The organism is Alteromonas sp. ABH4_453, assembly GCF_056160665.1.
Genome location: NZ_JBSWXP010000001.1, coordinates 299,045 through 323,149 on the forward strand (window position 1 = coordinate 299,045; position 24,105 = coordinate 323,149).

Genomic DNA, 24,105 nt, shown 5'->3' on the forward strand with positions numbered 1-24,105 from the left:
TATTAAAAGGAGCGCCCCGCTCCTTTTAGTGTTTTGTCTAATTGACTAAATTACTCACTCATTCAAACTTACATCGTTCGTACTACTTGCTTACTCCCCGCGTACAACCCTGGGGCCTTTTAACCACGCCTCCCCTCAAGTGGCCAAGTTAAACAAGCCTCAGCTGCCTTGCGATTTGTGAAAGTGTAAAGCACCTTTACACTTCAAAGAAACAAAATGGAGCTGTACTAGGGTAGAATGTAAGTATTCACAAACCTGAGCACTTCTAATATATGGAAGGTGTAAATACTCGATAGCCCATTGCTACGATTATTTTCAATCATGCTGCGCCAGCCGGTTTTTCACTCTTGGCGTACACAAAAGGAAATCAATAATGAACCGTTTCGCTTTAGCGCCTGCAGTGCTTGCTCTTACCGTCTTTACAACAAACGCAAACGCCAATATAGACCAGCTTAAAGGCCTTTTAGGTGAAAAGAAAGCTGACTCAACTGTTACTACTAGTAGCCTAACTGAAATGGCAACAAGTGCAGCGTCTGGTATCGACCTATCTAGCTTGGTAGGTGCTGTTTCTGACAATCTCAATGTATCTGAAACGCAATCAGAAGGCGGCATTGCGTCTATTATGAACTATGTTCAAGGTAACCTTTCTAGTGGTGACTATACGCAGCTGGCAAACAGTATTCCTGGTATTGATAGCCTGCTTGAAAATGTGCCTTCACTTAGCAGCAATACGGCAGCAAGTTCTAGTTCATCACTATCAGGTTTATTCAATAAAGCATCTGAATATAGCTCTACACTTAAATCAGTAAATGATTTGAAGCAACAGTTTGAGGCGCTAGGCCTATCAACCGATATGATTGCTAGCTTCGCCACGCAAATCAGCTCATATTTAAATGTAAATGCCGATGAAGAAACACAAGCGCTATTTAAATCTGGCCTAGATAATTTACTAGCGGCTCTGTAATCTATCGAAAGCGTATTGAGATGTGCTGCTTGGCAGAAAATAATACGCTTTAAACCTTTTTTGCAAGGTTATATTTTTCTAATAGCAACCTTGCTCATCTTTTCATTCTCAATTACGCAGCCTAATCGCCTATGCAAAATGCAACATCTTGGTTTTCAGCGAAACCAAAGTGGTTTCGAGTTTCTACCTACCTTGTCCTTTTCTATCTTACTTACGCCCTTCTTTTAGGCGTAGTAACTCCTGCGGTGTTAGAGGCAAAGTTACCTAACCTAGTAAAAGAAAATACAGGGCGAAGTGCTGCTGTTGAAGATATTGCTATAAACCCTTTTCTATTAAAAGTGGACATTACCGGTTTTGTTATTTACCCAGAGGGCCCGGCAAGTGGTGATGGTCAGGCTAAGAACAGCAGTGAAAGCGATACCAACAATGAATTGTCACGCGACCGTTTTTTCAGTGTTGATAATATTTCTTTAGACATTGGCTTCTGGCAATCGCTGGTTACCCTCACTCCTGCTCTCGAGTCGTTAACCATCAATGCACCATATGCGAAAGTAGCGCGTTTAAATACCGATAACGACACACAAACGCTCAACTTTTCTGACATCATTGCTCACCTTGAGAAGCGCAGTACACATGAGGAAAATAGGGAAGAAGACGCAGCTGAAGGACAAATCCCTCGAATAACGCTAGGCCAATTTTTACTAAACGACGGCCATGTTGTTTTAGAAGATAAAGTTACCGGTACTTTGCTAGATTACCCGGAACTAGACGTTGCACTGCATTACCTAGATACGCATGCAGTGGTTAGTGCTCATGGCAATAGCCAAGCCTCATTTAATCAATATCAGTTTAATTTGCTTACCGCTGAGAATGGCAAAATTTCCATCAAAGGTGAGTTCCAACTATCTCCGTTTAAAGTTACCACCGACGTTGCAATAAAAGACGTGGCGCTTACACCACTTTGGTCGCTATCAAAAAATTTGATAGAAGCGAAACTAGTAGATGGTACGGTTGACTTAAGCCTTCAGGCAGAAGCCTTTGAAGAGGGAGATGCGTTTAAATTTTTACTAGGAGACGGCGAGTTCGCCCTCAACAACCTGGTGTTTAACTCAAGCACATCATCAACCACTTCACCGAGTGCGCCAGATAGCGCCAGTACCTCGAAAGAGCTCCTCGCCATTCCTTCATTTGCCATTCACGACATAAACGTCAACGGTGCGGAGCGGCAGGTAAATATTGCTGAAGTTTCGCTAGATGATGTCAGGGTGTCGGGTTTATTCGATGACACTGGGCTCGATTTACAACGCCTCTTTACGCCTAAAGGCTTTGCTCCCTCTTCTAACCAAACAAGCTCTAAGGCAAATAGCGTTATCGCCTCTGCGCCTCAAATAGAGGGAAAAAGTGCTGAGCAAGCAAGTTCGAATGAAGCCTCTCCCCCCAATAACGACGTTTATACCGATAGCATTTCTCCAGCACAAACTGGTGAGAAAATGCATACAAAAACACAAACTAACAATAGTTCACCGGAACTAGCTAAAGAGGTGACATGGAATGTTGCACTACAAAAGTTTGTGTTTAATAACGGAACTATTGATATTCTAGAACGCAGCATAAGTGATGGTACCTATTACAGAATTAGTCACTTTGATATTGAAAGCGGTGAAATTACCACTGACTTCTCTAAGCCCATTTCTTATACCACAAGCCTGCAATTATCTGCCGACACCCAGGCCTTGAGTAATACGCCAAAAGGTACAATAACAAGCAGCGGAAATTTAGTTATTGCAGAGCAAACGGTGCAAGGCAAAGCTGCCATTGAGCAACTAGCACTTAATCAGTTTCAGCAATATGTTTCACCCTACGCTAATGTCACCCTTGAAAAAGGTCTTTTCAATCTGAATATTGAGTTTGACGCTGCAATGGGTAATGAAGGTACAGAGGCACTAAACGTTAAGGCGAGTACGAAAGTGTCTGACTTAAGCATTCTCGATGATGCCAAAGAGCCTTTGTTGCAATGGCAGTCTTTAGTGGTGGACGATTTTAATTTTGACCACACCTCAAACCAGCTAAGCATAGAGAATATTCAGTTACAGTCACCCTTCGCTCGTCTCATAATCGATGAGGCTAAGCAAACCAATGTGAGCAAGCTAGTTGTTGCTTCAATAAAAGACAACACTACAGAAAAGTCTGTTAAAAATGGTATCGCTGGTGAACCTGACAGCATAAACCCAGAAAATTCAGCAGTATCTATTACTAGTGAAAAGACGTCTTCAAACACTGAAGAGCTTGCTATTGCTGTGAACGCCATATCAATTGAAAACGGTAAAGCCTATTTTGCTGATCACTCATTAACACCAAAGTTCGCATCGGCCATTGAAAGCCTAAATGGGAAAGTGTTGGGCATGGACTCTCGTTCAGATACGCCAGCTAATGTGGATATTACTGGAAAAATAGATAACTACGCACCGGTAAAACTAGCAGGCACCATTCACCCATTAAAAAGTGACCTAGACCTAGATTTGAATTTCTCTGTAAAAGGCGCTGAACTGACTTCAGTGAACCCCTACTCTGGCACCTACATGGGCTATTACATTGACAAAGGCTTGTTATCATTAGCGGTGCAATACAAGCTTAACGGGAAAGCGCTAGAAGGTAAGAATCATGTGGTTATTGACCAGCTTACGTTAGGCAAAAAATCTGATTCTGACCAAGCGCTAAGTTTGCCGCTCGGGCTCGCGATCGCGCTGCTAGAAGATAGCAACGGCGTTATTGACTTAGGTTTAGATGTATCTGGAGACGTAGACAGCCCAGATTTTAGCTTTGGCTCTATAATCCTTAATGCTATTGGCAACATCATTACCAAGGCAGTAACCGCGCCGTTTTCACTACTAGCAAATCTGGTTGGCAGCGATGACGAGCTAGACAGCGTTGCGTTTGGATTTGGAGAGCATTCACTCGGCGCGGATGCACAGGAAAAGCTGAATATCCTAGCCGAGGCGTTAAAAAAACGCCCAGGGCTTAGAGTGAACATTGAAGGAACGGTAAATGCGGTATCAGATTCAAGTACGCTGGCACAACGCCAGTTAAATGCCACGCTGTTCGCAAAAAGTGGGCTTGTTGATTCCACTACTAACTCAGGCAGTTCAAGTACGAACGGGAATACTTCTACAGGTGATGACATTGAAAATCTCAGCGACAGTGGAAGTTCGCAAGATGAGCCATTAACTGGCAGCCGTATACCACTGAAAGGCCCATTGGCCGACGCCCTTATTTCACACTATGTAGAGATGTTTACGCCTGACCTTGAACAAGAATATAAGAAGATGGTGGCACAGTTATACCCCGAGTTAACAAGTGAAGATGAAGGTCAAAACAGTAATGATGACTTTATTAATGCGATTAATGAAGAGGACGTGCAAAGGGCACTGACGATTGCTCGTTACAACAAGCTTCGCAATAGTATCGACATTCCTGAAAGTGAATTAATTGAACTTGCCGACTTGCGCAGTAAAGCGGTAAAAAGCTATTTAGCCAACGAAGGGGAAATTGAAGCAAATCGTTTATTTTTGCTAAATACCCAGCACGATTTGCACACTGAGTTTAGCGGTGTTGAGTTAACCTTGGAAGCGAACTAATGAATATTGCACTACTTTTCCTTTTCTTAGCAGTTTCTTCAAACTTGGATATTGAATATACAAGCTGGCAAAAACGGGAAACAGGAGCAAACGTCACTATACATGCGCTGATGGATATAAACTGCCCTTATTGCTCAAGGCAGAAAATAGTACTGAATAAATTAGCTTCAAATAAAAAAATTAATTGGGTGTTATGGTTTATCCCCGAGCCTGATAAAGAAGATAATACACATAAATTGATGGCTAACCTTTACTGCATTGGTGAACTATATGGTACGGAACACTATTTCACACTAAGTGAAAAGCTCCTATCAACACCAAATCAATTGCTTGAAAATTCGACCTATACCGATGCTCTCTTGTACTCTGCACCGCAAATAAATCACTTAGAAGTTGAAACATGTTTGTCACAAAAGCATGCAGATAAATATTTCAAACGTGCGCAGCATCTAGTTGAAGCTTTTGAATTGAAAGGAACACCGGGGTTGCTTATAAAGCCCTCAAATGATGCCTCTGACTTGATGCTTCAGGGGTATAAAAATTACAATACGCTTCTAGAACGAATAAAAAAAGCCTCTAACTAAAGAGGCTTCTTACTTAGCTAATCTAATCATTAACTATATGAATAGGAAGTACTTATAGCGCTATTTTTTAACTCTAGCTTCTATTACTTTCTTCGCTTCTTTTCTTCTTTGCTCAACTTGCTTTTGCTTAATAGCTTTAAGCCTCGCTTTACTTTCTTTGATGGCCTCATGTTGTGCCTCACGCTTCTCATAGATGCTATCAGCACTCTTTTCGTTAGCAAATACAAAAGTTGACGTACAGATCAGAATTGATAAACCAGCCAATAAACGTATTAATGTTTTCATATTCAATTCCTTATTGAGCGATTGATGGTTGAGGAGTTTGATAAGAATAACTAGTCACAACAATATCTATTTCTCTTTGAACTCCGTTGACCATTCTACAATTATCAATTTCATACCAGAAGTCAGTATAAAAAGACTGAAACGAGGTTAGATATAAATCCCCAGCTCGAACACTGAATGAAGCTCTGCCGTATTCATCAGTAATTACTGTCTCTCCAGTCTGACTGACATAATATTCAGCGTTAGTAAAAGGTTGGCCTAAAGGGTCATATGCAGTGAGGTTTATTAAGCACATACTAGGCGAATTCAACTCTACCACCATAGGTTCATCAGCTCTTCTCAAAGTCCCCCAGAAACTGTCATTTGAAGAAGACACCAGTATTTCACCTAAAGCTACCTCAAATGAAGCAAAACCATTATTGTCAGTATTGCTGGAGGAAGTTGAGCCTGATGCTGAGTAACTTGTAATAGTTACGAGTTCGTTTTCCAATGGTAAGCTATCAAAATCGTAAACATAAACCTCAACATCTCCCTCTATTTGGCCAATGTCATAAACATGTATGGATTGATTTATGATATTGGTATAGATGTACTGAGAGTAATTTCCAAAATTCTGACTATGAACTTCCAAGGTGCCTGGACCAACCGGTACGCTCATCGGCCCGAAAGACTGCGCGTTCTCTCCCAGTTCAATAGCATTGTATGAATAAACTCCGCTAAGCCCGTTAAAAGGGTGAGAGAAATAGCTTAGAATATGAGTTTCGCCTGCAGGTAAATGTGTACTAGCCCCCTCAATAGCGGACCACAAAGTAGGCAATCTTATGTCAAAACTGCACATAGTTATCATAGAGTCAGAATCTAATATGCAACCTTGCTCATTATTAACGATACCAACACTCAGCGAATCGAATTCATTATAATAGTAGTTGTCTAGATAACTATTATATGTCCAAAAATTGCCATCTTTTTCAAAATTAACAAATAGCTCACCAAGTGAGTAGTATTCACTATCCGATGCACATTGTGAGATGTCAAATTGGAAAGAGTACTCTCCATTTTGGTCAGTTACAGATGAAAGCTGTACGCTACATTCCCAATTGTAATAATCGACCATCAGCCCTTCAGCAGGTAAACCATCGACCCCGTAGACAACCCCAGATAAGTCATAGTTTAGCGACGATGTAACCGTTAACCAACGAGTTGCCACACTGGTATTCCCCAAAGGATCAGAAGCTTCTAAACGAATTTCACAGTACTCCGCAGGATAAAAAAGAGTATCCGGCGCATTAAATTCATTTTGAAAGTTTGTTCCTGAAGTGCCAAATTGCGGATTTACGCTCAAAGAGCCTCCCGATGTGTTGCCGTAATAGCCACAATATGTAGTCCACGAAAGGCTAACATCTCCTCCCTCAGGGTCTGTGACTGTCACAGACAACGGTACACTTGAGCCCATTTGAATGAGATTATCGGTTATTTCAAACTCTGTGATTGCCGGAGGAAGGTTAATATTGTTTAAGTCAACTGGTAATACACCATCGCCGTCTTCTTCGTAATCAAGAGGCCAGCAGGTTCCTGTCAAGCTCCCAAACAAACAGCTTCCGTTTTCATCTGGCGTATCAAAACTCGTTGCCAAACTACTATCTGTAACTAAAGAGTAGGTACCGTCATTATCGCTACGCAAATAGAATTTGCTACCGCCGATATAACCGTAAACTTTAATAGATTCAGGAGAGGTGTCTGTAGACATTTTCACAGTGAACGAGTCGAAAGAGCCATCGCCGTCACTACATGAACGAGTAGGTGAAGTACCGCTATAAGTCGCACCTTCTGCATTCCAAGCAATAGCATCAATCGGCAAATTGGTTAACTCATCTCGCATTTCAAAACGCATGCAAGCATGAGTTTCTATAGGTCTGTCATAGTTCCACCAGCTGAAGTGGTTTACCTTACCGCAGATTAGAAGCATACCGTTTTTTTCTTCAACCGTTCCTTGCCCTTCTTCTCTCCAAACGCCCAAGTCTTCATCGTAGTACCACAATGGAACAACGTCACCTTCCGAGAGAGAAGATGTGGCTTTCATACAAACTTCTGCATCATTTGAGAGAGTTGTAATTTCATTGCCTTCTTGGTCAAATAAATTGAATTCCATCATGCCAAATGACTCAAGAATAACTGGGTCGTCGGTATTCGGGTCTGCGCCTTCTGGTAGTGCCAACAAATCGCCGCCTGGCATTGACAATAAGTCTTCGGTTTCTGGATCCAGATAAGTTACCGTTCCTGTTACTTGTGTTACGCCAGTTGGAAGAGATGTGAGAGGAATTTCTAACGAGCCAACTGGGTTCCCGTTTTTAACAATTTCAACACCACCACTTTGCGTCACATCTTCACTTTCTTCAATAGTGTCAGAAACTTGCTGTAAGCTAACTACAATTCTGTAGTTAAATTGACCAGGAACAAAAGGCACTTTGGCGTTACCCGTTGCAAACCCTTGTGCTTTTACGTTGATTGGGAAGAACTGACGAGAACCGTCTGAAGACAGCGTACCGGCCTGGATATTTCCAGAGAAGTCTCCGCTTAGTGAAGTGAAGACCGTATTCCCACCATTGCCTAATTCAACTTGTGCATTTGCAATAGCAGAGCCCCCACCGTTCACAATACCCTCTATTAAAATACAGTCATTGTTCGCGTCTACAGGGCAAATATCCTCACCGTCACAAATTCCATCGCCATCACTGTCATTCAGGGGATCAAGTGGACAGACATCAACATCACCGCAAATGCCATCGTTGTCCGCATCGTTGTCGAAATCTAGCGGGCATATGTCCACGTCGCCACAAACGCCGTCGTTATCTATATCGTTATTTGGATCAAGAGGACATATATCGTCTGTATCAAAAATACCATCCCCGTCGCTATCCTGGGGTTGCGATTCGATAAACTGCATCACACTTAAACTAACAGCGAATCGCGCCCGTGTTCGAGGAAATTCAATACGCACATCTTGTGAGGGTTCAGTGAGCGTAAAATAGGGTAAATTATCTGTAGTTAATCCCGCAGCATTTGCCACCGGATAGGAAGATGAAGTCACTACGAGCCGCAGCTCGACGTATTCATCTAAATCGTCAGGTAACGAAATGGTATTTTCTGTGTAGTAAACTCGATTGGAACGATCGTAACGCCTGTCGCCCTGGTCAATTTGTGCCCCTACTACAACCTCCCAAGTTCCTGTCGCTTCCTGAGCCTTCACTGGCGATACATTTAACGCCAACAGAAATATTAATATAAAGAGTGAATATATAAATTGTTCAGAAGTGAACTGCTTACTTCCATTGTAATTGCAATTAAACCTTACCATGTCCTATCTCCAATTAATTGGACATCGAGCCAAACGACACTTCCTGTTGTTCAATGCCAGGTAAGAATGAATGATTGAGTTATTTATAAAGTCGGCGAATGCCTAGTAGTGATATAAGAAGTAATAGTGATAGCGTTGGGGGAGCGCTTACTTCTTGAGCAATTTTTTCGATCTTTATTTGAGTTACATTTAGTGTATCTAACAGATCTGAATCAACTGATTCAATCTGAAAGCCAAATAAAACGCTTTTCCCAGCGGCCTCAGTAATATCAACTGTCGTACCTGAGACTAAATCCCAATAGGAGACGCCATCGTCTGTTTCGAAATATGCAGAAGCTAGTGAATCACTACCCGTAATATCCGAATCAAATTCAACCGTCAAGAATAGCTTTTCCGGTCCGCTTACTGCCATTAAGCCTAGTGTTCGAAACAAGCCTACGTACCATGCTTCGTCATCTAAGTCAGGAAAGTAGTTAGTCGTTAATGTAAAGCTGCTCGTACTAGAACTTAGCAGTTCTGACGGCATAGAGCTGCCAACGACTCCAGAAATTTCAACATCTACATTTTCAGAAAAGTCATAATAGGTATATTCTCCTTCCCAATCAGCAATATCGTCAGTACTCAATTCATAAATGATAGATGCACTGGCGTTAAAACTGACAGAAAAGAGAAACAGAAGGGTTAAAAAAGTTTTACTGCGGAAGTTAGAATTTGTTGTGTTAGCTTTTATAGTCATCAAAAATCCCTCTAAAGCTTAGCCCAACACCATGTTGAGCTATCTCTAGTAAGCATTTTTCGAACCTAAATTTATATAAATATAAGCCTATGTTTTTGCGTTCATTTTTTAATCATACAAATTTAATGCTTTATATATGTAAAAAATAATGACAGTTTCAGAGAAATCGAAAAGTGAAAACATATCAAACCCTCCCTGCTTAACTATGGAAGTAAGCTTGAAGCAATAGCTTACTCCCAAGAATGATAGCTTTCGCGGATTTTTGCGAATCTCACATATAAGACTCGCCTACTTTTTCAAATGCGGTGCACAGGTTGCGGATACATTAGACGCATTAAAAATTTCTATCCAGTAACCATCAGGGTCTTTAATGAATGCGATGCCTTTCATAGAACCATCATTAAGCCCTTTCTGAAAAGGAACGTCTAGTGATGCAAATCTAGCGCAGGCAGCCTCTGCATCAGGTACATGAAAACCAATGTGGCCAAAGCCCTTAGGCTCGGCATTACCGTTATGATAGCTAACGGTTTCTGGCGTATCGCCCCAATTATGGGTTAATTCAAGCATAGCTGGGCGACCAAAAGTTTGCTGAGTACGTTGCTCTTCATCGTCAGAAATGTCCGAAAAATCTTCACCTGCTGCCAAAAAATACAGGCTGAACTTCATTTCTTCAAAGTCTAGACGTTTAATGAGCGTCATCCCCATCACTCGCGTGTAAAAGTCTAGCGATCGCTTTGGGTCTGCAATGCGCAGCATAGTTTGGTTGAACACAAAGCCTTGTGTGGCAGCATCTTTTTCTTCATACAGGCCTTCGGCCTTATCGAAATGTCGGCTCATAATTTTTCCCTTTTACTCTATTGAAATAAATTTAGTTATTTTCCTTTTTAACTTCTCTTACAAAGTTAACTACTTTCGAGACAAATTCGTCGGTATCAAATACCGGATCGCCATGGCGCTTACCTTTAGCAAGAAATAACTCATTTGGCACGCCAAATTGGTCTAGGCGGCGACTTAATAATTCGCTTTGCGTAGCGGGTACCACACCATCATCAAGTCCATGAAAAATAATAAAAGGCGGCGTTTCATTATCTATATAAGTGGTTGGCGAAGCTTCTCGCGCTAGGGCTTCGTTAGCCAGTGGAGATTCACCCAAAAATTGAGCTTCTGCGGCATCAGGCGCGTCGTGATCCACTTTGCCGCTGTTGCCTCGTAAGGCCACAAGATCAGAGGGTCCGAAAAAATCTACCATACCAATCACGCGGTAGTGCGGCTTTGCATTAAGAAATGGAGCGTCGTCATTGTTTGATGTGGTCAAAAGCGAGGCCAGATGCCCACCCGCTGAGCGCCCCATCATGATCACGTGATCAGCGCTTAGTTTAAGATTATCGCTATTATCAACTAAAAAATTAATCGCATCGTTTATGTCGTTGGGGGCTGCAGGAAAAATAGCTTCACCGCTAAGACGATAATTTACTGCCGCAACCGCAACACCTTCATTGAGCAAAGAAGCGACTAAATTACCATTTTTGGACAGGGTCTCGTTTTTACTCCCTCTCATCCAAGCACCACCATGAACCCATACGGCGAGTGTGGGGGCAGTTCCTAAGGAAGTTGGCATGTATAGATCCAGCGCTAAATCTTTGCCATTAACCGTCTTGTAAACTATCGACTGGGGTTTAATGTCATCTAAATTAGCGTATGGCGTTTCGGCCTTTTCACTCTCTGTTTCCCTTTTATCGCTTTTCGTCGTACCGCACCCTACTAGCATTAATGCTATGCCAAGAAGTGTAGCGAGCCCAAAAGTAAACCGCATAAATAAAAGCCCCATCCTATGTTGATTGAAGTCAGTAAGCCTAACAAGCTCTCAAGCACTGGCAAATGGAAGCCATCTAGCGGTGAACTTGATTCACCGCTTTTTAGCAGGTAGCTCACCCCACACAGATGTATTAGTGTGCTTCTTGCCCTTTTGCATTTCATTGTTAGCACTTTGGCTAACTACGCGCTTAGCTTTGTTAGTTGCCGAAGACGCAACTCTTGACTCATTAGTATGAGGGTTATTCCCGTTCGGTTTACCTTTAATGCGTTTTCTATCGTTTGTCCGATTTTTTTCTGACACATTAGCGGCTGGCTTGTTAAGACTTGTTTGCGCGCTGCGGCCGTTACCTGATGAATCTGGTCGATACTTTTTCACCATGCCTTGCAACAAATTACGGACCACTTGATCGCCTGCGGGTTTGTAATTGCGGTGGTCTGGCTTTCTAAAAAATGCTGACAGCTCACCTTTACTTATTCTGAAGTCTGCTAATTTAAGTACCGCTATCATATCGTCATCTTTATAACTCATAGCAATACGGATTTTGCGCAGCACTTCGTTATTGCTTAGTCGCTCTTTTGGCCCGAGCTCTTGAGGCATTTGCCCTTCTTGACGCCCACGGTTTTTAATAATCAATCCATCAAGAAACAGCGCAATAATCTTATCGCGACACGGTAAATAGCCGTCCTCTCCCTCTCGCTTCATCACGGCATGTAAATAGTCAATTTCCATGTCGTAGTTAACTAATTTAAAAATACTTATTGCGGCGGTGTCGTTTATAGCTAATGCATAACGGAGGCGACGTAGAACATCGTTGTGAATCATGTAAGTGGGCCTGAAAGGTGGAGTAGCCAATAATTGGTATAGATTAAAGTGTAGCGCAAATCGCGCGTTTTTAATTTTACACTACTTGGCCATTCGCATCTATCGCGGGCTTTTATGTGCAAGTCATCCCCATCACTATGGATAAGATAATTGCAGGTAAAAGCTGAGCAACAAAAGCGGCCTAACAAGGCCGCTTCACTTTTTATTATTTCAAATGGCTATTAAAAAAATCTACCGTTCGGCGCCATGCTAACTCCGCGTCTTTGGGGCTGTAACGACTTGTCGAATCGTTGTGAAAGCCATGCTGTGCTTTGGCATAAGTAAAAGCTTCATACTCAGCGTCTTTTTCCTCTAATATGGCTTTATAGCTCTCCCATGTGGCATTCACTCGCTTATCGTTCTCAGCAAAGTGAATCAATAGAGGACCCTTTACTTGGTCGACTAGCGGCTGCTTGGCTGGTGTGCCGTAAAAAGGAACAGCAGCATCCAACTTGTCAGGTATGCTGGCTGCTAGACAATTAGCAATATATCCACCAAAGCAAAAACCTACCACGCCAAGCTTACCTGTTGTCTTTTCGTGATCTTTTAACCACAGCGCTGCCGCTACCATATCTTGCTCTATTTTGTCCCTATCAAGGCTCTTTTGCATAGCGCGGCCGTCGTCATCATTTCCTGGGTAGCCACCTAATGGGAACAGTGCATCTGGGGCAAAAGCGACATAACCTTGCATAGCAAGCCTTCTGGCTACGTCTTTTATATAAGGGTTTAACCCGCGATTTTCGTGCACCACTAATACGCATGGCGCCACACCGGGTTCTGGTAAGCTAGTGGGCTGCACTAAGTACCCACCGCCCTCACCGTGGCCTTTGGGCGATGAAAAAACTTCGTAAGTAGCTTTAATTGCCGGGTCATTAAACGACACTTGCTCTGCTTTGGCGTAGTCAGGAATAAGTGCGCCACCAATAGCGCTCACGGTGAGGCCAGCAACTGAAAGGGAAGCAAGGCGAGTTAGAAACGTGCGACGGTCTATATCACCGTGGGCATATTCATCGTACCAATCAAATGCCTCTTGAGGGATGTTAAGTTCTTTTTTTTGCGTTACTTCTTGAGATAATTTTTGCGGTACTTTTTGCGGTTTTGGGGTGTTATTTTGCTTCATTTTTTGAAACCTTAAGTTTACACCGCTTAGCATTGGTAATTGCCCTTCATTGGGTAAGGATCTTTGCTGAGTGGTATTAAGTGGTAGCACAAACACCGTGCCCCGAAAAATGTCGATAATATCTACTGTACGTGGGATAGCCAAAGAAGCAAGGCACGATTCCCTTTTAAGGCAATAACCCTCATGTCACATAAACTTAGCAACTTATTGCCACCAAGACGCGGCAACTTGAATTGGAGAAGGGTCGTTAGCATAGGATACCCAAATAACTAGGGCGCGTTTTGTGGTTTCTACATGCGTATTGCTAGGCAAAGATAAGCTTGTCTCATATTGAAATGCGCGAGCATTGTCAGTTTCGCTACTTAACACCGCTTTTTCGTAATCTAGCACTACAAAATCATGAGTTAGCTTACTCCCTGCGTTCTCACCCCGCTTTACCGATGTTTCTATGCCAAAGCCCAGTAATGCCCTATGTGCCGTTAGTGAAGGATTATCCTTGCTTGCGTTTGCTTTATTGAACGTCACGTCTATGTTGTCGTTTTCTATCGAAGCATGGAGTGCGCCAGACAAAGGGGCGGTTTTATTCGGTAACAGCTGCCCGCGAAACCAACCGTTCCAAGCTCGGCCATTTAGAGCAAAACCGGGCGTGGCAATAGTGTTGGCTTTGCCTACACGCTTATAGTCTCGTTGCCTTTTACTAAAAGCACTATCAGCAAACGGGTCTTTCCAACCAAGGTAATCCCAGTAGTCCACATGAAAGTTAATAGGAACCAACTCTGTCCATAACTTCTCGCTATCTACAAAGCCTGAAATCCATTTTTCAGCCGGTGGGCAGCTGCTGCAACCTTGGGATGTATAAAGTTCCAAGACGGTTGTTTGATTAGGCGTGCTGGTAAGTAAAAAAGGCGCTTCTGATGCAGTTCCACGCTTAGGTTCATGGGTATTACTTTCCCGAGAATGAAGCGCAAAAGCAGCCTCTACGATGGGGTTCTTCGAAACTTGGCTAGGCAACTTTTTTAAACCGTTTTCTTGAACTTTTGTGGTATAGGTCTGTTCCGGCTGTGCATTAATACGCCAGTCGTAATCAATAAAGCGAAGCTTGTAGTTGGCAGGGATTGGTTGCTCAATATATAGGTTAATGTACTGGGGCAAATCTTTGGCTTTGCCCGACGCAACAAAGTCCTCTGTGTAGAAGTCTAATATTTCTGATACATACACTCGTTTGCGTTTATCATCCAAATAGAAGTGCTTTGGCTTGTTGAAAAATTCATAGGTAAGCTGTTCTAGCTTTTCATTTAATGACTCTGGGTAAAATGGCGTTTTAGGGAGTCGTGGACAATCTTTCACCATGCAGTTAAGGGCGAAGTGTACTCTTGGTTCGTTAAGCGGCCTTATCACATCATTTTCATAGTCGTATAGATTAGTGACCTTCCCGCCAATCACCACATCCCGAAACTTAAAAAAAGCGGCGCGAGAGAAGAAACTTGTAAAGCCATCCGGAATACCTTTTTCAATCACGCCAAACATTGCCAATGCGTTGTAACTATTGATGTGATAGCTCATTACTTCTTCTGGCGAAGTGAATAATTCAGGTGTTGCGGTTGGGCTAGCAAAGCCAATAAAGGTCACAACATTTTCGAGCGGCGCAATATCCTCAGACAAGCCTTTAAAATTAGTTCGCCCTTCTTCATCAACATAATTTGCTAATACATACTCCCAGTCTTGAGTCGCTTGCTTGTAAGCTTGCTTCAGCATAAAAAGCGCTTGGGTTTCAGCGTTAGCAGTCATTGAACTTACTTCATTTGGCTTTTCGCTTGCACTTACACTTTGTACGAAAAACAACAAGAAAAACGCTAAACCCAATGAAACAAACGCCCGTAAAGCGTCACCGAAAGCGCTGTTAAACTTTAGCGAATTAGAATACTGCATGGCTTTTTCCTTATCCTATTTCTGAAGTTTGTTGATTTAAGGGAGCGCTATTTGGTCTAGCGCCAAGATCGTTTTTTAGCCCGTGAGTTGACTTGTGAGTTAGCTCCTGGTTTAGATCGCTAACTGGCTTACTGATTGATTCATTCGATGACCTTTCGTTGGGTTCGTGAATAGGCTTATCATCGGCAAGCAGTCGAATAGGGATCACGTTATCCTCTCGATACCGCTCGCCTAAAGGCTGATATTGCTTTACCTGCCCCCGATGGTTGGTGTAAGAAAGTGGTTTCAATATATGCTCATCGCGCTCGGCGTTGTGTTTACACATTGAAACAGGGCCGTCTGCTGTCATTACCATGAATGAGCACGCATCAATTCTGTCTTGCTGCAGCGCACTTGCATCCATAAAGTTTTGAACGAAAAACGACAGTTTATGCAAACGTCCTTTACTTTTGAAAAGGCTTCTACGCATTTCAAACAGCTTTAACGATGTTGCTTTCGCGAGCTTCCAAATCCACTGTGGGCGAGCAAGCAGCGCTTTACTGTAATCCCATATAATCTTTGCGGTGCCGTGCTGCCGGGTTGTTTGTATATGCTTAAAGTCCTCAAGAAATTGCGCAAACAATTGCGCGTTATCAACGACAGAATAGACTTGATTATCGGTAACTAAAGTGGGCATGTAGCTGTGGCAATCACTATGACCTATACGTACCTTTTCCCATGGCAAAGCTTTAGAAATTGTTTTTTCAATTGCCGCTTTTACGGTAAGCGGGTCGACTACATCCGTTCGTGCGCCCCACTCGCCTCGTCCGGTTTCAGCTTGCAGCTGAAACGAAGCAAAACTTACTGCATCTGCGTGCTGTACAAAAAAATCCACCAGCATGGGCAGTTCTTTGAAGTTATCGGTGTGTACTGTGGTATTAAAAATGATCATGAGCCCCAAACCTTTGGCTCGTTCTATGTATTCTTCACGAATAGCATTTAGCGACTGCTCATCATCATAACCTTTGCGTTCTTGGGTGGTGTCTACGTGAAATGCAACGTCGTTAAGCCCAGCTTCGACAAGCTCAGTGAGCAGGCCCCTAGTGGCAGCAATACCGTTTGTAAATAGCGCCGTATGTAAGCCAAGCTTATTTGCATAAGCAACAATATCGATAAGCTCGCTGCGTTTTCTTAACGTAGGGTCGCCCCCAGTAATTTGCACGCTGGTTCCAGGCCCATAGTGTTTGAGCACATTGTCTAATCGCTTGAATACTTCTTGAATGGGAATATCACGAACTGCTTGTGAATGCTCTGACAAATAGCATAAGGTGCAATCAAGATTACATTTTTGCGTGATTTCAACAGCAACACAGCCAATGGTATGTGTTCGCCCCAAAAGTTGATTGGGAGTAAAATGTTCGCCCATTCGCTTTCGTGTAGAAGCAAGCTGTTGATTTCTTGTGATACCAGGGGAGCACGTCATTTCAATGTGCCTTTTTCAAGCTACTCAGTATCAACAAAGACCTTTTACACTTGAAAATACTTTCAAGGCATGGCGCTTTTTTGCACTAGCCACATTGTTTTATTGTGTAATAAGTCATGCAGAAGCTAGTGAAGCACAATTCAAAGTAGCAACACCATTGAGCGCGTTCGAAGAAATGAAAAGCCTAGTCTTTTCTGACCCTTACTCAAGCCTTCCGCAATATGAAGTGTCGCGCAAACACTTTGATGTTAACGACGAAAACATACTGCTAAAACACGCTCAAAGAACCCTTTCATCTGATGCAAATTTTATCGAATTAGACACCAAACATAAGCTACTTCAAGCCAACGGAATTTGCTTTGCCGGTATATGGAAGATGAGTCAAAACAGCCCTTACTCTGGGCTTTTTCAAGCGGGCACAGAGGTACCTATTATTGTTAGGGCATCCGTCAGTTTAAGCGGAACAAAGCAGCGAGATAAGCGTGCTTTTGGTATGGCAATTAAGCTCTTCCCCAATGTCCATAGTGCACTTACTGAGAACATATTTTTAATGCACTCGCTAGGGGGTACAAAAATAAAGCACGTTGCAAACTTACCTATGACTAACGAACCAGCGCTTGGTGAGCTGCCGCCCTTTAGCCAGTTGCTTACCGCCTATCGATTGGAAAGCGACCTTGAGAAAGCCGATAAAGTGTTTAGCGGTAAAAAAGCCAATGCGCGGTTTAGACCCGTTTCTCATTTAGCCGCAGTAAAGATCGGTGATTCAAACTCCAGAATGGCTGGGCATACAGAAGAAAGTACGTCAGTACTGAGCATTTCAGCGCCAACTACTTCGAAAGAAATCGAGATAAAGTCCGAACTTGAAATAAAAAGCGAAGCTGATACAAAAGCCGAAATACAAGGCCCTCACTGGCTCAGAACTGCATTGACCCCAGATACACCACTGGTAGACAAAGATGACTTTCGAGATGAATTGTCGCTACAGCATTACCCCAATCAGACGCTGTCTTGGGTTTTATATGCTGCCAATTTTAACGATGCAGGAATAGACAAAGCGCATTGGCAAGAAATTGGCGAAATTATATTAACCGAGTCAGTTGTTTCGCTTACCTGCGATACAAGGCTTCATTTTAATCACCCCGCAATTAAATGACACTGGATAATTCCGTTTAAACAGATAAACCTCGCGCTAGACGGTTTTTACTGCCTATCGAGATTACCGTATAGTATGCGATGTATTTATCGTTTTGTTTTAAGTGTTGTTTCATGTCCGCTTCCTTTCGCAAAAACAGTCGCAAGTACAGTCGCAGTATTCACTTGTGGCTGTCACTGGTTATTTTTACCCCTGTGATCATTGTTATCGCTAGCGGCTTGTTATTGCAGGTTAAAAAAGAATTCGACTGGATCCAACCGCCGACGCAAAAATCAGAGAACAGCGCCCCAACACTATCCTTTGATGAAGTTCTTGATACTGTAAAACAGGTGCCACAAGCTAACTTAAACAAATGGGATGATATAGACCGGTTAGACGTGCGCCCCAATAAAGGCATCATAAAAGTGCGTGGCAGGAATCACTGGGAAATACAGCTCGACGCTCAAAGCGGTGATGTACTTCAGGTTGCCTACCGCCGTACAGACACCATTGAAGCAATTCATGACGGTAGCTGGTTCTTTGAAGGCGCCAAGCTATGGCTGTTTTTGCCCGCAGCTCTATTACTTTTTGTATTGTGGGTAACGGGCCTTGTTATGCTGTACAGCACACTAAAAAGCAAATACCGTAAAAAGAAATACCGCCAGCCTTTTAGTAATTTATAACTGATAAGTGATGGCTAGCTGCACACTTTCACCTTGAGCAAACGCAGCTTTGTCATCGGTACTGGTGTAATACTGTTGATTAGTAAGATTGTTCCAACTTACTTGAACTTTTATCTCCTCATTTAACTGCCAATCAGCGCCAATATCTAGGGTAAAAACATCGCTAAGGGCTCGTTCGCCGTCTGTAACGTCTGTCTTACTAGCGCGATAACTTAGTACCGTAAACAAACGCGTGTCTTGCCAATTAACACCTACATCTAGGCGCTGATTGTTTGCGGGTACATCTGCAATAGTACCGCCCACGTTGCCTTCGCTTTTATCTTCCCCTTTAATCCACATGCCACTAAGTCGAGCATCGAAGATGCTGTCTTGTGATTGCCAGCTAACCTGATAGCTTGCGCCTTCTATGGTTGCACTATCTAAATTAGCATATTGAAGTACATCTTCAGCAACTGTAATACGTTCAATATAGTTATCAATTTTCTGATGAAACACTTCAATCGAGCCCTGAATATGTTTTGCGCTATAGGCCAGGGTTAGCTGTTTATTAAGGGCTTGTTCGGTCTCAAGCTGAGTACTACCCAGCACTGTACCTCGAGGAGTTTCCCCAGCAAAAAAACGCTCAGTTAACGATGGGTTTCGAAATGCACTAGAAACATACACGCTAGCTGACCAATGGGGAGAAAGCTGATAATTTGCGCCCAGATAGCCACTAAATTTCGTGGTTGATTGCGACCTACTAGGCTGGGCTTCATTAGGCTGAGCTGGGCTGGCACTTGAATCATCAGACTGTCGCTGCCAATCAACCCTTGCACCGATTGCCAGTGACAAGCTTTGCCACTGACGTGAAGTATCAACAACGGCTGCGGTGTTAACTTCACTGGCATCAAGCGTACTCACTTCATAGCCAAGTTCTGATTCAAATGCGTTTGTTATCAAACTGGATAGTGAAGAGTGAGGTGATGCGCTTTCGACTGGGGTTAATGTGAATTCTCTCTCATCTGCCACCACACCTTCACGACCGGATAGCTGAAACTGCCAGTTTAAGTCCCAGCCTTTTATCTGCGTATCTGCATTGATATTGAAGCCATAATCAAACGCCTTATTTTCGCTGTCATTTATGCGACTTCCTAGTTGTAGCACCGAGGTATCTAAGGTTGATTTATGCCACCAGACATTCCCAGCAAACAAATTATCTTCGAACGCTATCTTACCAAGCCAATGGGTATTGTTTGGGTAGGTTGTTATTCTGCTTTCAGGGTAGTCACTGCTGGATTTACCAATGTCGCTATTATCAGAATAAAGCGTCCACGCCTCTTTTATGATGCTATTTTCAGGTCTGTGCCTAAGAAACAACCCTGTTTGTTCAAATTGATCAAACAGCGGGTTTCCGTTCGCATCCTCACCGTTATTAGCGCTTCTGTATGAAATTTTCCAATCTGAAACCCCTTCACTCTCTACGCTTTTTTCCGTGCTATAAATAGCACTGGTGCCAGCATAGCTTGCTGCTTTCATTTGCTGGTTACTGCTGTAACTCACACTTAAGTAAGGTTTTTGAGTTTCCGTAAGTCGTAAGTTCACCGCCCCCCCTATCGCACCAGAGCCTAGGTAGGTGGAAGCTGCACCGGGCAATACGGATGCTGATGAAATAAAATCAGGTGGGATAAAACCTATGCTAGAACCTGCCCGTCTGTCGCTGACAATCGGTACGCCATCTAATAGGGTTTGAATTCTCCATCGTGAAAATCCTCGAATATTGATGCTTTGTATCTGCCCACCCTGACCATTTAATGACACAGACGGCGATTGAAGCAGCATATTATTGGTGTGCAAAGGAGATACTAAGTTACTTTTATCAAACTGGTAGTGTGGGAATATGCGCGAAAGCGTTTCGTCATAGTAGGGGCGTGTGGCCGTTACCGTGTAACGCTCAAGTTCATTATATGATTCACCTAGAGCAAAGCTTGGCAAAGACAAAAATGATAAAAAAAGGACTAATAAAAACGCTGAAGAAGATATAAGCGGCAATGCATTAAATACTGGTTTACCTAATGATTCTTTTAATTTTACTGAAGAGTTGGATACAAACAAAAAAGAAAACAATGACGATCTCACTACGCGATACACAAAAGAAAAAATAAGTATGTATCGAAAATTTTGGTAAAAAAGACGAAAAACGCGGCAGTGAAGCTACTGCCGCGTATTAAGCACAATAATGCCGAGTGACCGCTATTTAGCGATTACAGGAAGCCCCGTAGTCCATGGACCACCCGCATCAAGTACTGCTTGCTGAAGCTCAGGTACAGCAGTGTTTTGCAAGGTGCTGATACGCGTAACTACACTATCTAGGCTGTCTTGAGCATAACCAAGCTGATCTTTGTGCTGCTGTGTCGGCCCATAAGATGAACCTAACGCAGAACGTGCATAACGCAGGCGACTCATGATATTCGCCGGCTTGATGCCCATTCTATCGCGAGACTTAAGACCGTAAAACGCTCTGTTCACTTCGTTTATCTCGTTCTGAATCTCAGCAAATTGGGCTTCAAGTTTAGTTACATCATTTGGCGTGCGGTCGATAGCTGTGCGCAAAAGAGCCATTGTATCTTTAAGCTGCGTTAGCACCGTAGTAGAAGACAGTGCTCGTTTTTGCGCACCGCTTACCTTGTCTGAATAAGCAGCAATTTCATCAAATGTGGCACCTTCAAGCGCGCCTTGAACAATAGGCTTAAGTTCAAACGAAACAGGTTCAGACAGTGGCGTAACCATAGCACCAACACGCTTAAATAAGGTTGCGGTATAGGTGCCTGGCAGTGCCATTAAACCTCTATCCTTACTCTCTTTATCAGTAAGTGGACTCGTGGATGTATGTTTCATATCCCAGGTGATGCGATGTAAGCCTTTCTTTGCTTTACCCTCGACGCGCTTAATAACGTCTCCGTCGCTGTCGCGTACCTCAACATAGACTGCTGGCGCCGCTTCTTGGTTCTCTGCTTCCACGGCTTCCCAGCTTGGATATTTAGGGTACTTCTTATCCTCTATTAATTTTTTCTCTGCTTCTTGGCGTTTTTCTTTTGCCGTAAGCAAACTGTCTTTCAGGTAATAGGTGAAGGTTGCACCGTGTTCAGGGTTCTCAGCAACAAAGCGGTCGTCGCCGTCAGAGTCTGTGTGATTGTCATCTAGCTGGAACCATTTAACTGGGCGGCTCGGGCCAAACAAAATGGCGTCTTGTTGCATAGACTTTTCGGTTAATGAACGCAGCGGCGCATAGTCATCAAGAATGTAGATACCACGACCAAAAGTACCGGCCACTAGGTCATTCTCTCGGCGCTGTATTTTCACGTCGCGGGTTGAAATAGTCGGCATACCGCCGTCTAACTCTACCCAGTCTTTACCGCCATCTACCGAGAAAAACACACCAAACTCTGTACCGATAAAGAGCAAGTCTTTGTTCACATGGTCTTGCACTATACGCCAAACAAGATGTTTCTCAGGCAGGTCTTCAGCAAGCGATGTCCAGCTTTTGCCTAAGTTAGTCGATTTAATAAGATAGGGTTTATAGTCGCCATATTTGTGATTATCTAGTGCCACATATACAGTATTTGGATCGAACAAGTCAGCGCGAATATCATTCACATAGGAATTGGCAGGAATGCCTCTGATATCGTCTAACTCAATCTTTTTCCACGATTTGCCGCCGTTAGTTGTAACTTGGATGATTCCATCGTCAGTGCCTGCCCACAGAATATTTTCATCCACTGGGCTTTCAGCAAAGTTGGCGATGGTATGAAATTCGGTCATGGCATATAAGTCCCAACCGGCTTCTACCGACCAAGTGCGCCCCATCAATGGCGAATGCATACGATTACCGTTTTTTGTTAAATCGCCTGATACCGGCGTCCAGCTGTCGCCGCGATCATCGCTTCGCCAAACGCGCTGTGATGCAAAGTAAATACGAGCAGGGTCGTGAGCTGAAACATTTATCGGTGCATCCCAGTTGTATCGTTCTGCCGGGTCGCCTGGTAGTGGCTGAGGCTTGATGTATACCCCTTCTCGGGTTTTCATATCCACGCGGGTCAAGTTACCCTGCTGCCACTGAGAATACATAATATCCGGGTTGCCTGGCTCTACCGCTGGGCCGTGTCCGTCACCACCTAACGTTAAGAACCAATCTTTGTTCTTTATTCCCTCTTCTCGCATAGTGCGTGAAGGGCCGCCTTGCGTTGAGTTATCCTGCGCACCTGCGTAAACCTTGTAAAAAGGCTTTGAATCATCTGGCGCAACTTTATAGAACTGAGTCAACGGCAAATTAGCCATAAAGCGCCAGTTCGCCATTCTGTCGTGAGACATGTAAATACCGCCGTCAGATCCCATTAACACAAAATCCGGATCGGTAGGGTGGAACGCCATGGCGTGGTCGTCCACGTGCTTGCGCTTAGTATTAATAGGCGTCCATGTTTTACCGCCATCGTCTGATACTTTACTGTAGTTACTGGCGATATAAACACGGTCAAACTGATGCTGGTCGGCGAAAATTTCTTGATAATAGTGAGGGCCAGTACCGCCGCCTACTTCATCAGACATCTTAGTCCAGCTAGCGCCCTGGTCAGCTGAGCGATAAAAGCCACCACCGCGATTATCCGTTTCAATAGTGGCATAGATAACATCAGGGTTCATAGGCGATATAGCCATACCAATTTTACCCATATTGCCTTTTGGCAACCCTGTTTTAAGCTCAATCCAGGTTTCGCCACCATCGTTAGAAGTATGAATACCTGCGCCTTCGTTTGTGCCTACGTAAGCACCAATTGAGCGTTGACGTGCCCACGTTGCTGCATAAAGTTTATCTGGATTGCGCGGGTCGATAAGTAAGGATGTTACGCCCGTCCATTTATCAGCAGGCTTAAGTACTTGCTTCCAGTTTTCTCCCCCGTCGGTAGTTTTATACAAGCCGCGCTCGCCGCCGCCACTCCACAGTGGACCTTGGGCAGACACCCACACGATATCTGGGTTAGTAGGATGGATAATAATGTCTGAAACGTGCTCTGACTTCGACATCCCCATGTTTTTCCAGGTCTGTCCGCCATCTAGAGATTTGTAAACACCGTCGCCGAAACTGATGTGACGACCGCCATTGTTTTCGCCTGTTCCCACCCAGATGATATTTGAGTTACTTGGTGCAATGGTTACATCGCCAATAGAATAAACGGGTTGGTCGTCGAAGATTGGCTCCCACGTTGTGCCCGCGTTAGTGGTTTTCCACACGCCGCCAGAGCCTACTGCGGTGTACCATGTAGACGGGTTGTTCTTATCTATGGCAATATCGGCTATTCGGCCGGACATATAGGCAGGCCCAATACTTCTAAGCTCCATTGCTTTGAATGTTGAACTGCTGAAGACTTCATTCTTGTCGTTTTTGTTTGCAAAGGTGGGGGTGCACGCAAGTGCAACTGATACAGCAACTGCCGCTTTAAGAAGCTTTTTCATTATTGTTATCCAGTGTATTTGATAGGGCTCAAAACCCTTTTTTTAATTTTTAAATTATC

At 43.5% G+C, this 24,105-nt stretch carries 16 protein-coding genes; 5 read left to right on the forward strand and 11 right to left on the reverse strand.

All coding sequences use genetic code 11. The features are described 5' to 3' along the window. Positions 1–373 precede the first annotated feature (373 nt). The 3 genes from ACXAGV_RS01320 (at position 374) to ACXAGV_RS01330 (ending at position 5,183) form a co-directional block, all read left to right on the forward strand. Complete coding sequence (locus tag ACXAGV_RS01320) at positions 374–964, forward strand: DUF2780 domain-containing protein (protein WP_474871185.1); 591 nt, start codon at positions 374–376, stop codon at positions 962–964. A 131-nt stretch (positions 965–1,095) separates the two neighbouring features. Further along, entirely contained in the window at positions 1,096–4,599 is a 3,504-nt protein-coding gene (locus ACXAGV_RS01325) for a DUF748 domain-containing protein (RefSeq protein ID WP_474871187.1), read from the forward strand. Further along, the gene (locus ACXAGV_RS01330; RefSeq protein ID WP_474871189.1) at positions 4,599–5,183 is read left to right on the forward strand and encodes a DsbA family protein; all 585 of its coding nucleotides are present in this window, start codon (positions 4,599–4,601) and stop codon (positions 5,181–5,183) included. The genes ACXAGV_RS01325 and ACXAGV_RS01330 overlap by 1 nt, the downstream gene beginning before the upstream one ends. Positions 5,184–5,243: 60 nt before the next feature. Here ACXAGV_RS01330 and ACXAGV_RS01335 read toward each other — a convergent pair whose 3' ends face one another. From ACXAGV_RS01335 to ACXAGV_RS01375, 9 genes are all read right to left on the reverse strand, one after another. Beyond that, a complete protein-coding gene (locus ACXAGV_RS01335; RefSeq protein WP_474871191.1) occupies positions 5,244–5,468 on the reverse strand; it encodes a hypothetical protein in 225 nt (74 codons plus the stop codon). Between the two features lie 10 nt (positions 5,469–5,478). Further along, complete coding sequence (locus ACXAGV_RS01340) at positions 5,479–8,823, reverse strand: thrombospondin type 3 repeat-containing protein (protein WP_474871193.1); 3,345 nt, start codon at positions 8,821–8,823, stop codon at positions 5,479–5,481. Between the two features lie 79 nt (positions 8,824–8,902). Next, the gene (locus ACXAGV_RS01345; RefSeq protein WP_474871195.1) at positions 8,903–9,559 is read right to left on the reverse strand and encodes a hypothetical protein; all 657 of its coding nucleotides are present in this window, start codon (positions 9,557–9,559) and stop codon (positions 8,903–8,905) included. A 288-nt stretch (positions 9,560–9,847) separates the two neighbouring features. After that, a complete protein-coding gene (gene gloA, locus ACXAGV_RS01350; protein ID WP_474871197.1) occupies positions 9,848–10,396 on the reverse strand; it encodes a lactoylglutathione lyase in 549 nt (182 codons plus the stop codon). Positions 10,397–10,427: 31 nt separating this feature from the next. Further along, entirely contained in the window at positions 10,428–11,372 is a 945-nt protein-coding gene (locus tag ACXAGV_RS01355; RefSeq protein ID WP_474871199.1) for an alpha/beta hydrolase fold domain-containing protein, read from the reverse strand. 93 nt (positions 11,373–11,465) lie between these two features. Further along, on the reverse strand, positions 11,466–12,197 hold the full coding sequence (locus tag ACXAGV_RS01360; protein ID WP_474871201.1) for a YehS family protein: 732 nt from the start codon (positions 12,195–12,197) through the stop codon (positions 11,466–11,468). 205 nt (positions 12,198–12,402) lie between these two features. Beyond that, positions 12,403–13,356, reverse strand: a complete 954-nt coding sequence (locus ACXAGV_RS01365; protein WP_474871203.1) for a dienelactone hydrolase family protein — start codon at positions 13,354–13,356, stop codon at positions 12,403–12,405. 204 nt (positions 13,357–13,560) lie between these two features. Continuing rightward, complete coding sequence (locus ACXAGV_RS01370) at positions 13,561–15,285, reverse strand: DUF1223 domain-containing protein (RefSeq protein ID WP_474871205.1); 1,725 nt, start codon at positions 15,283–15,285, stop codon at positions 13,561–13,563. A 10-nt stretch (positions 15,286–15,295) separates the two neighbouring features. After that, positions 15,296–16,747 carry a radical SAM protein gene (locus ACXAGV_RS01375; protein WP_474871207.1) on the reverse strand — a complete coding sequence of 484 codons (1,452 nt, stop codon included), beginning with the start codon at positions 16,745–16,747 and terminating at the stop codon, positions 15,296–15,298. Positions 16,748–16,751: 4 nt separating this feature from the next. Between ACXAGV_RS01375 and ACXAGV_RS01380 the strand changes: the two genes are divergently transcribed. Both ACXAGV_RS01380 and ACXAGV_RS01385 read left to right on the forward strand, forming a co-directional pair. Then, on the forward strand, positions 16,752–17,900 hold the full coding sequence (locus tag ACXAGV_RS01380) for a hypothetical protein (protein ID WP_474871209.1): 1,149 nt from the start codon (positions 16,752–16,754) through the stop codon (positions 17,898–17,900). Positions 17,901–18,013: 113 nt separating this feature from the next. After that, complete coding sequence (locus tag ACXAGV_RS01385; RefSeq protein ID WP_474871211.1) at positions 18,014–18,562, forward strand: PepSY domain-containing protein; 549 nt, start codon at positions 18,014–18,016, stop codon at positions 18,560–18,562. Here the strand turns inward: ACXAGV_RS01385 and ACXAGV_RS01390 are convergent. Both ACXAGV_RS01390 and ACXAGV_RS01395 read right to left on the reverse strand, forming a co-directional pair. Beyond that, the gene (locus tag ACXAGV_RS01390; RefSeq protein ID WP_474871213.1) at positions 18,557–20,653 is read right to left on the reverse strand and encodes a TonB-dependent receptor; all 2,097 of its coding nucleotides are present in this window, start codon (positions 20,651–20,653) and stop codon (positions 18,557–18,559) included. The two genes, ACXAGV_RS01385 and ACXAGV_RS01390, sit on opposite strands and share 6 nt — an antisense overlap. Before the next feature lie 138 nt (positions 20,654–20,791). Continuing rightward, positions 20,792–24,046 (reverse strand): WD40/YVTN/BNR-like repeat-containing protein, encoded by a 3,255-nt coding sequence (locus ACXAGV_RS01395; protein ID WP_474871215.1) that lies wholly within the window; start codon positions 24,044–24,046, stop codon positions 20,792–20,794. Positions 24,047–24,105: the final 59 nt, after the last annotated feature.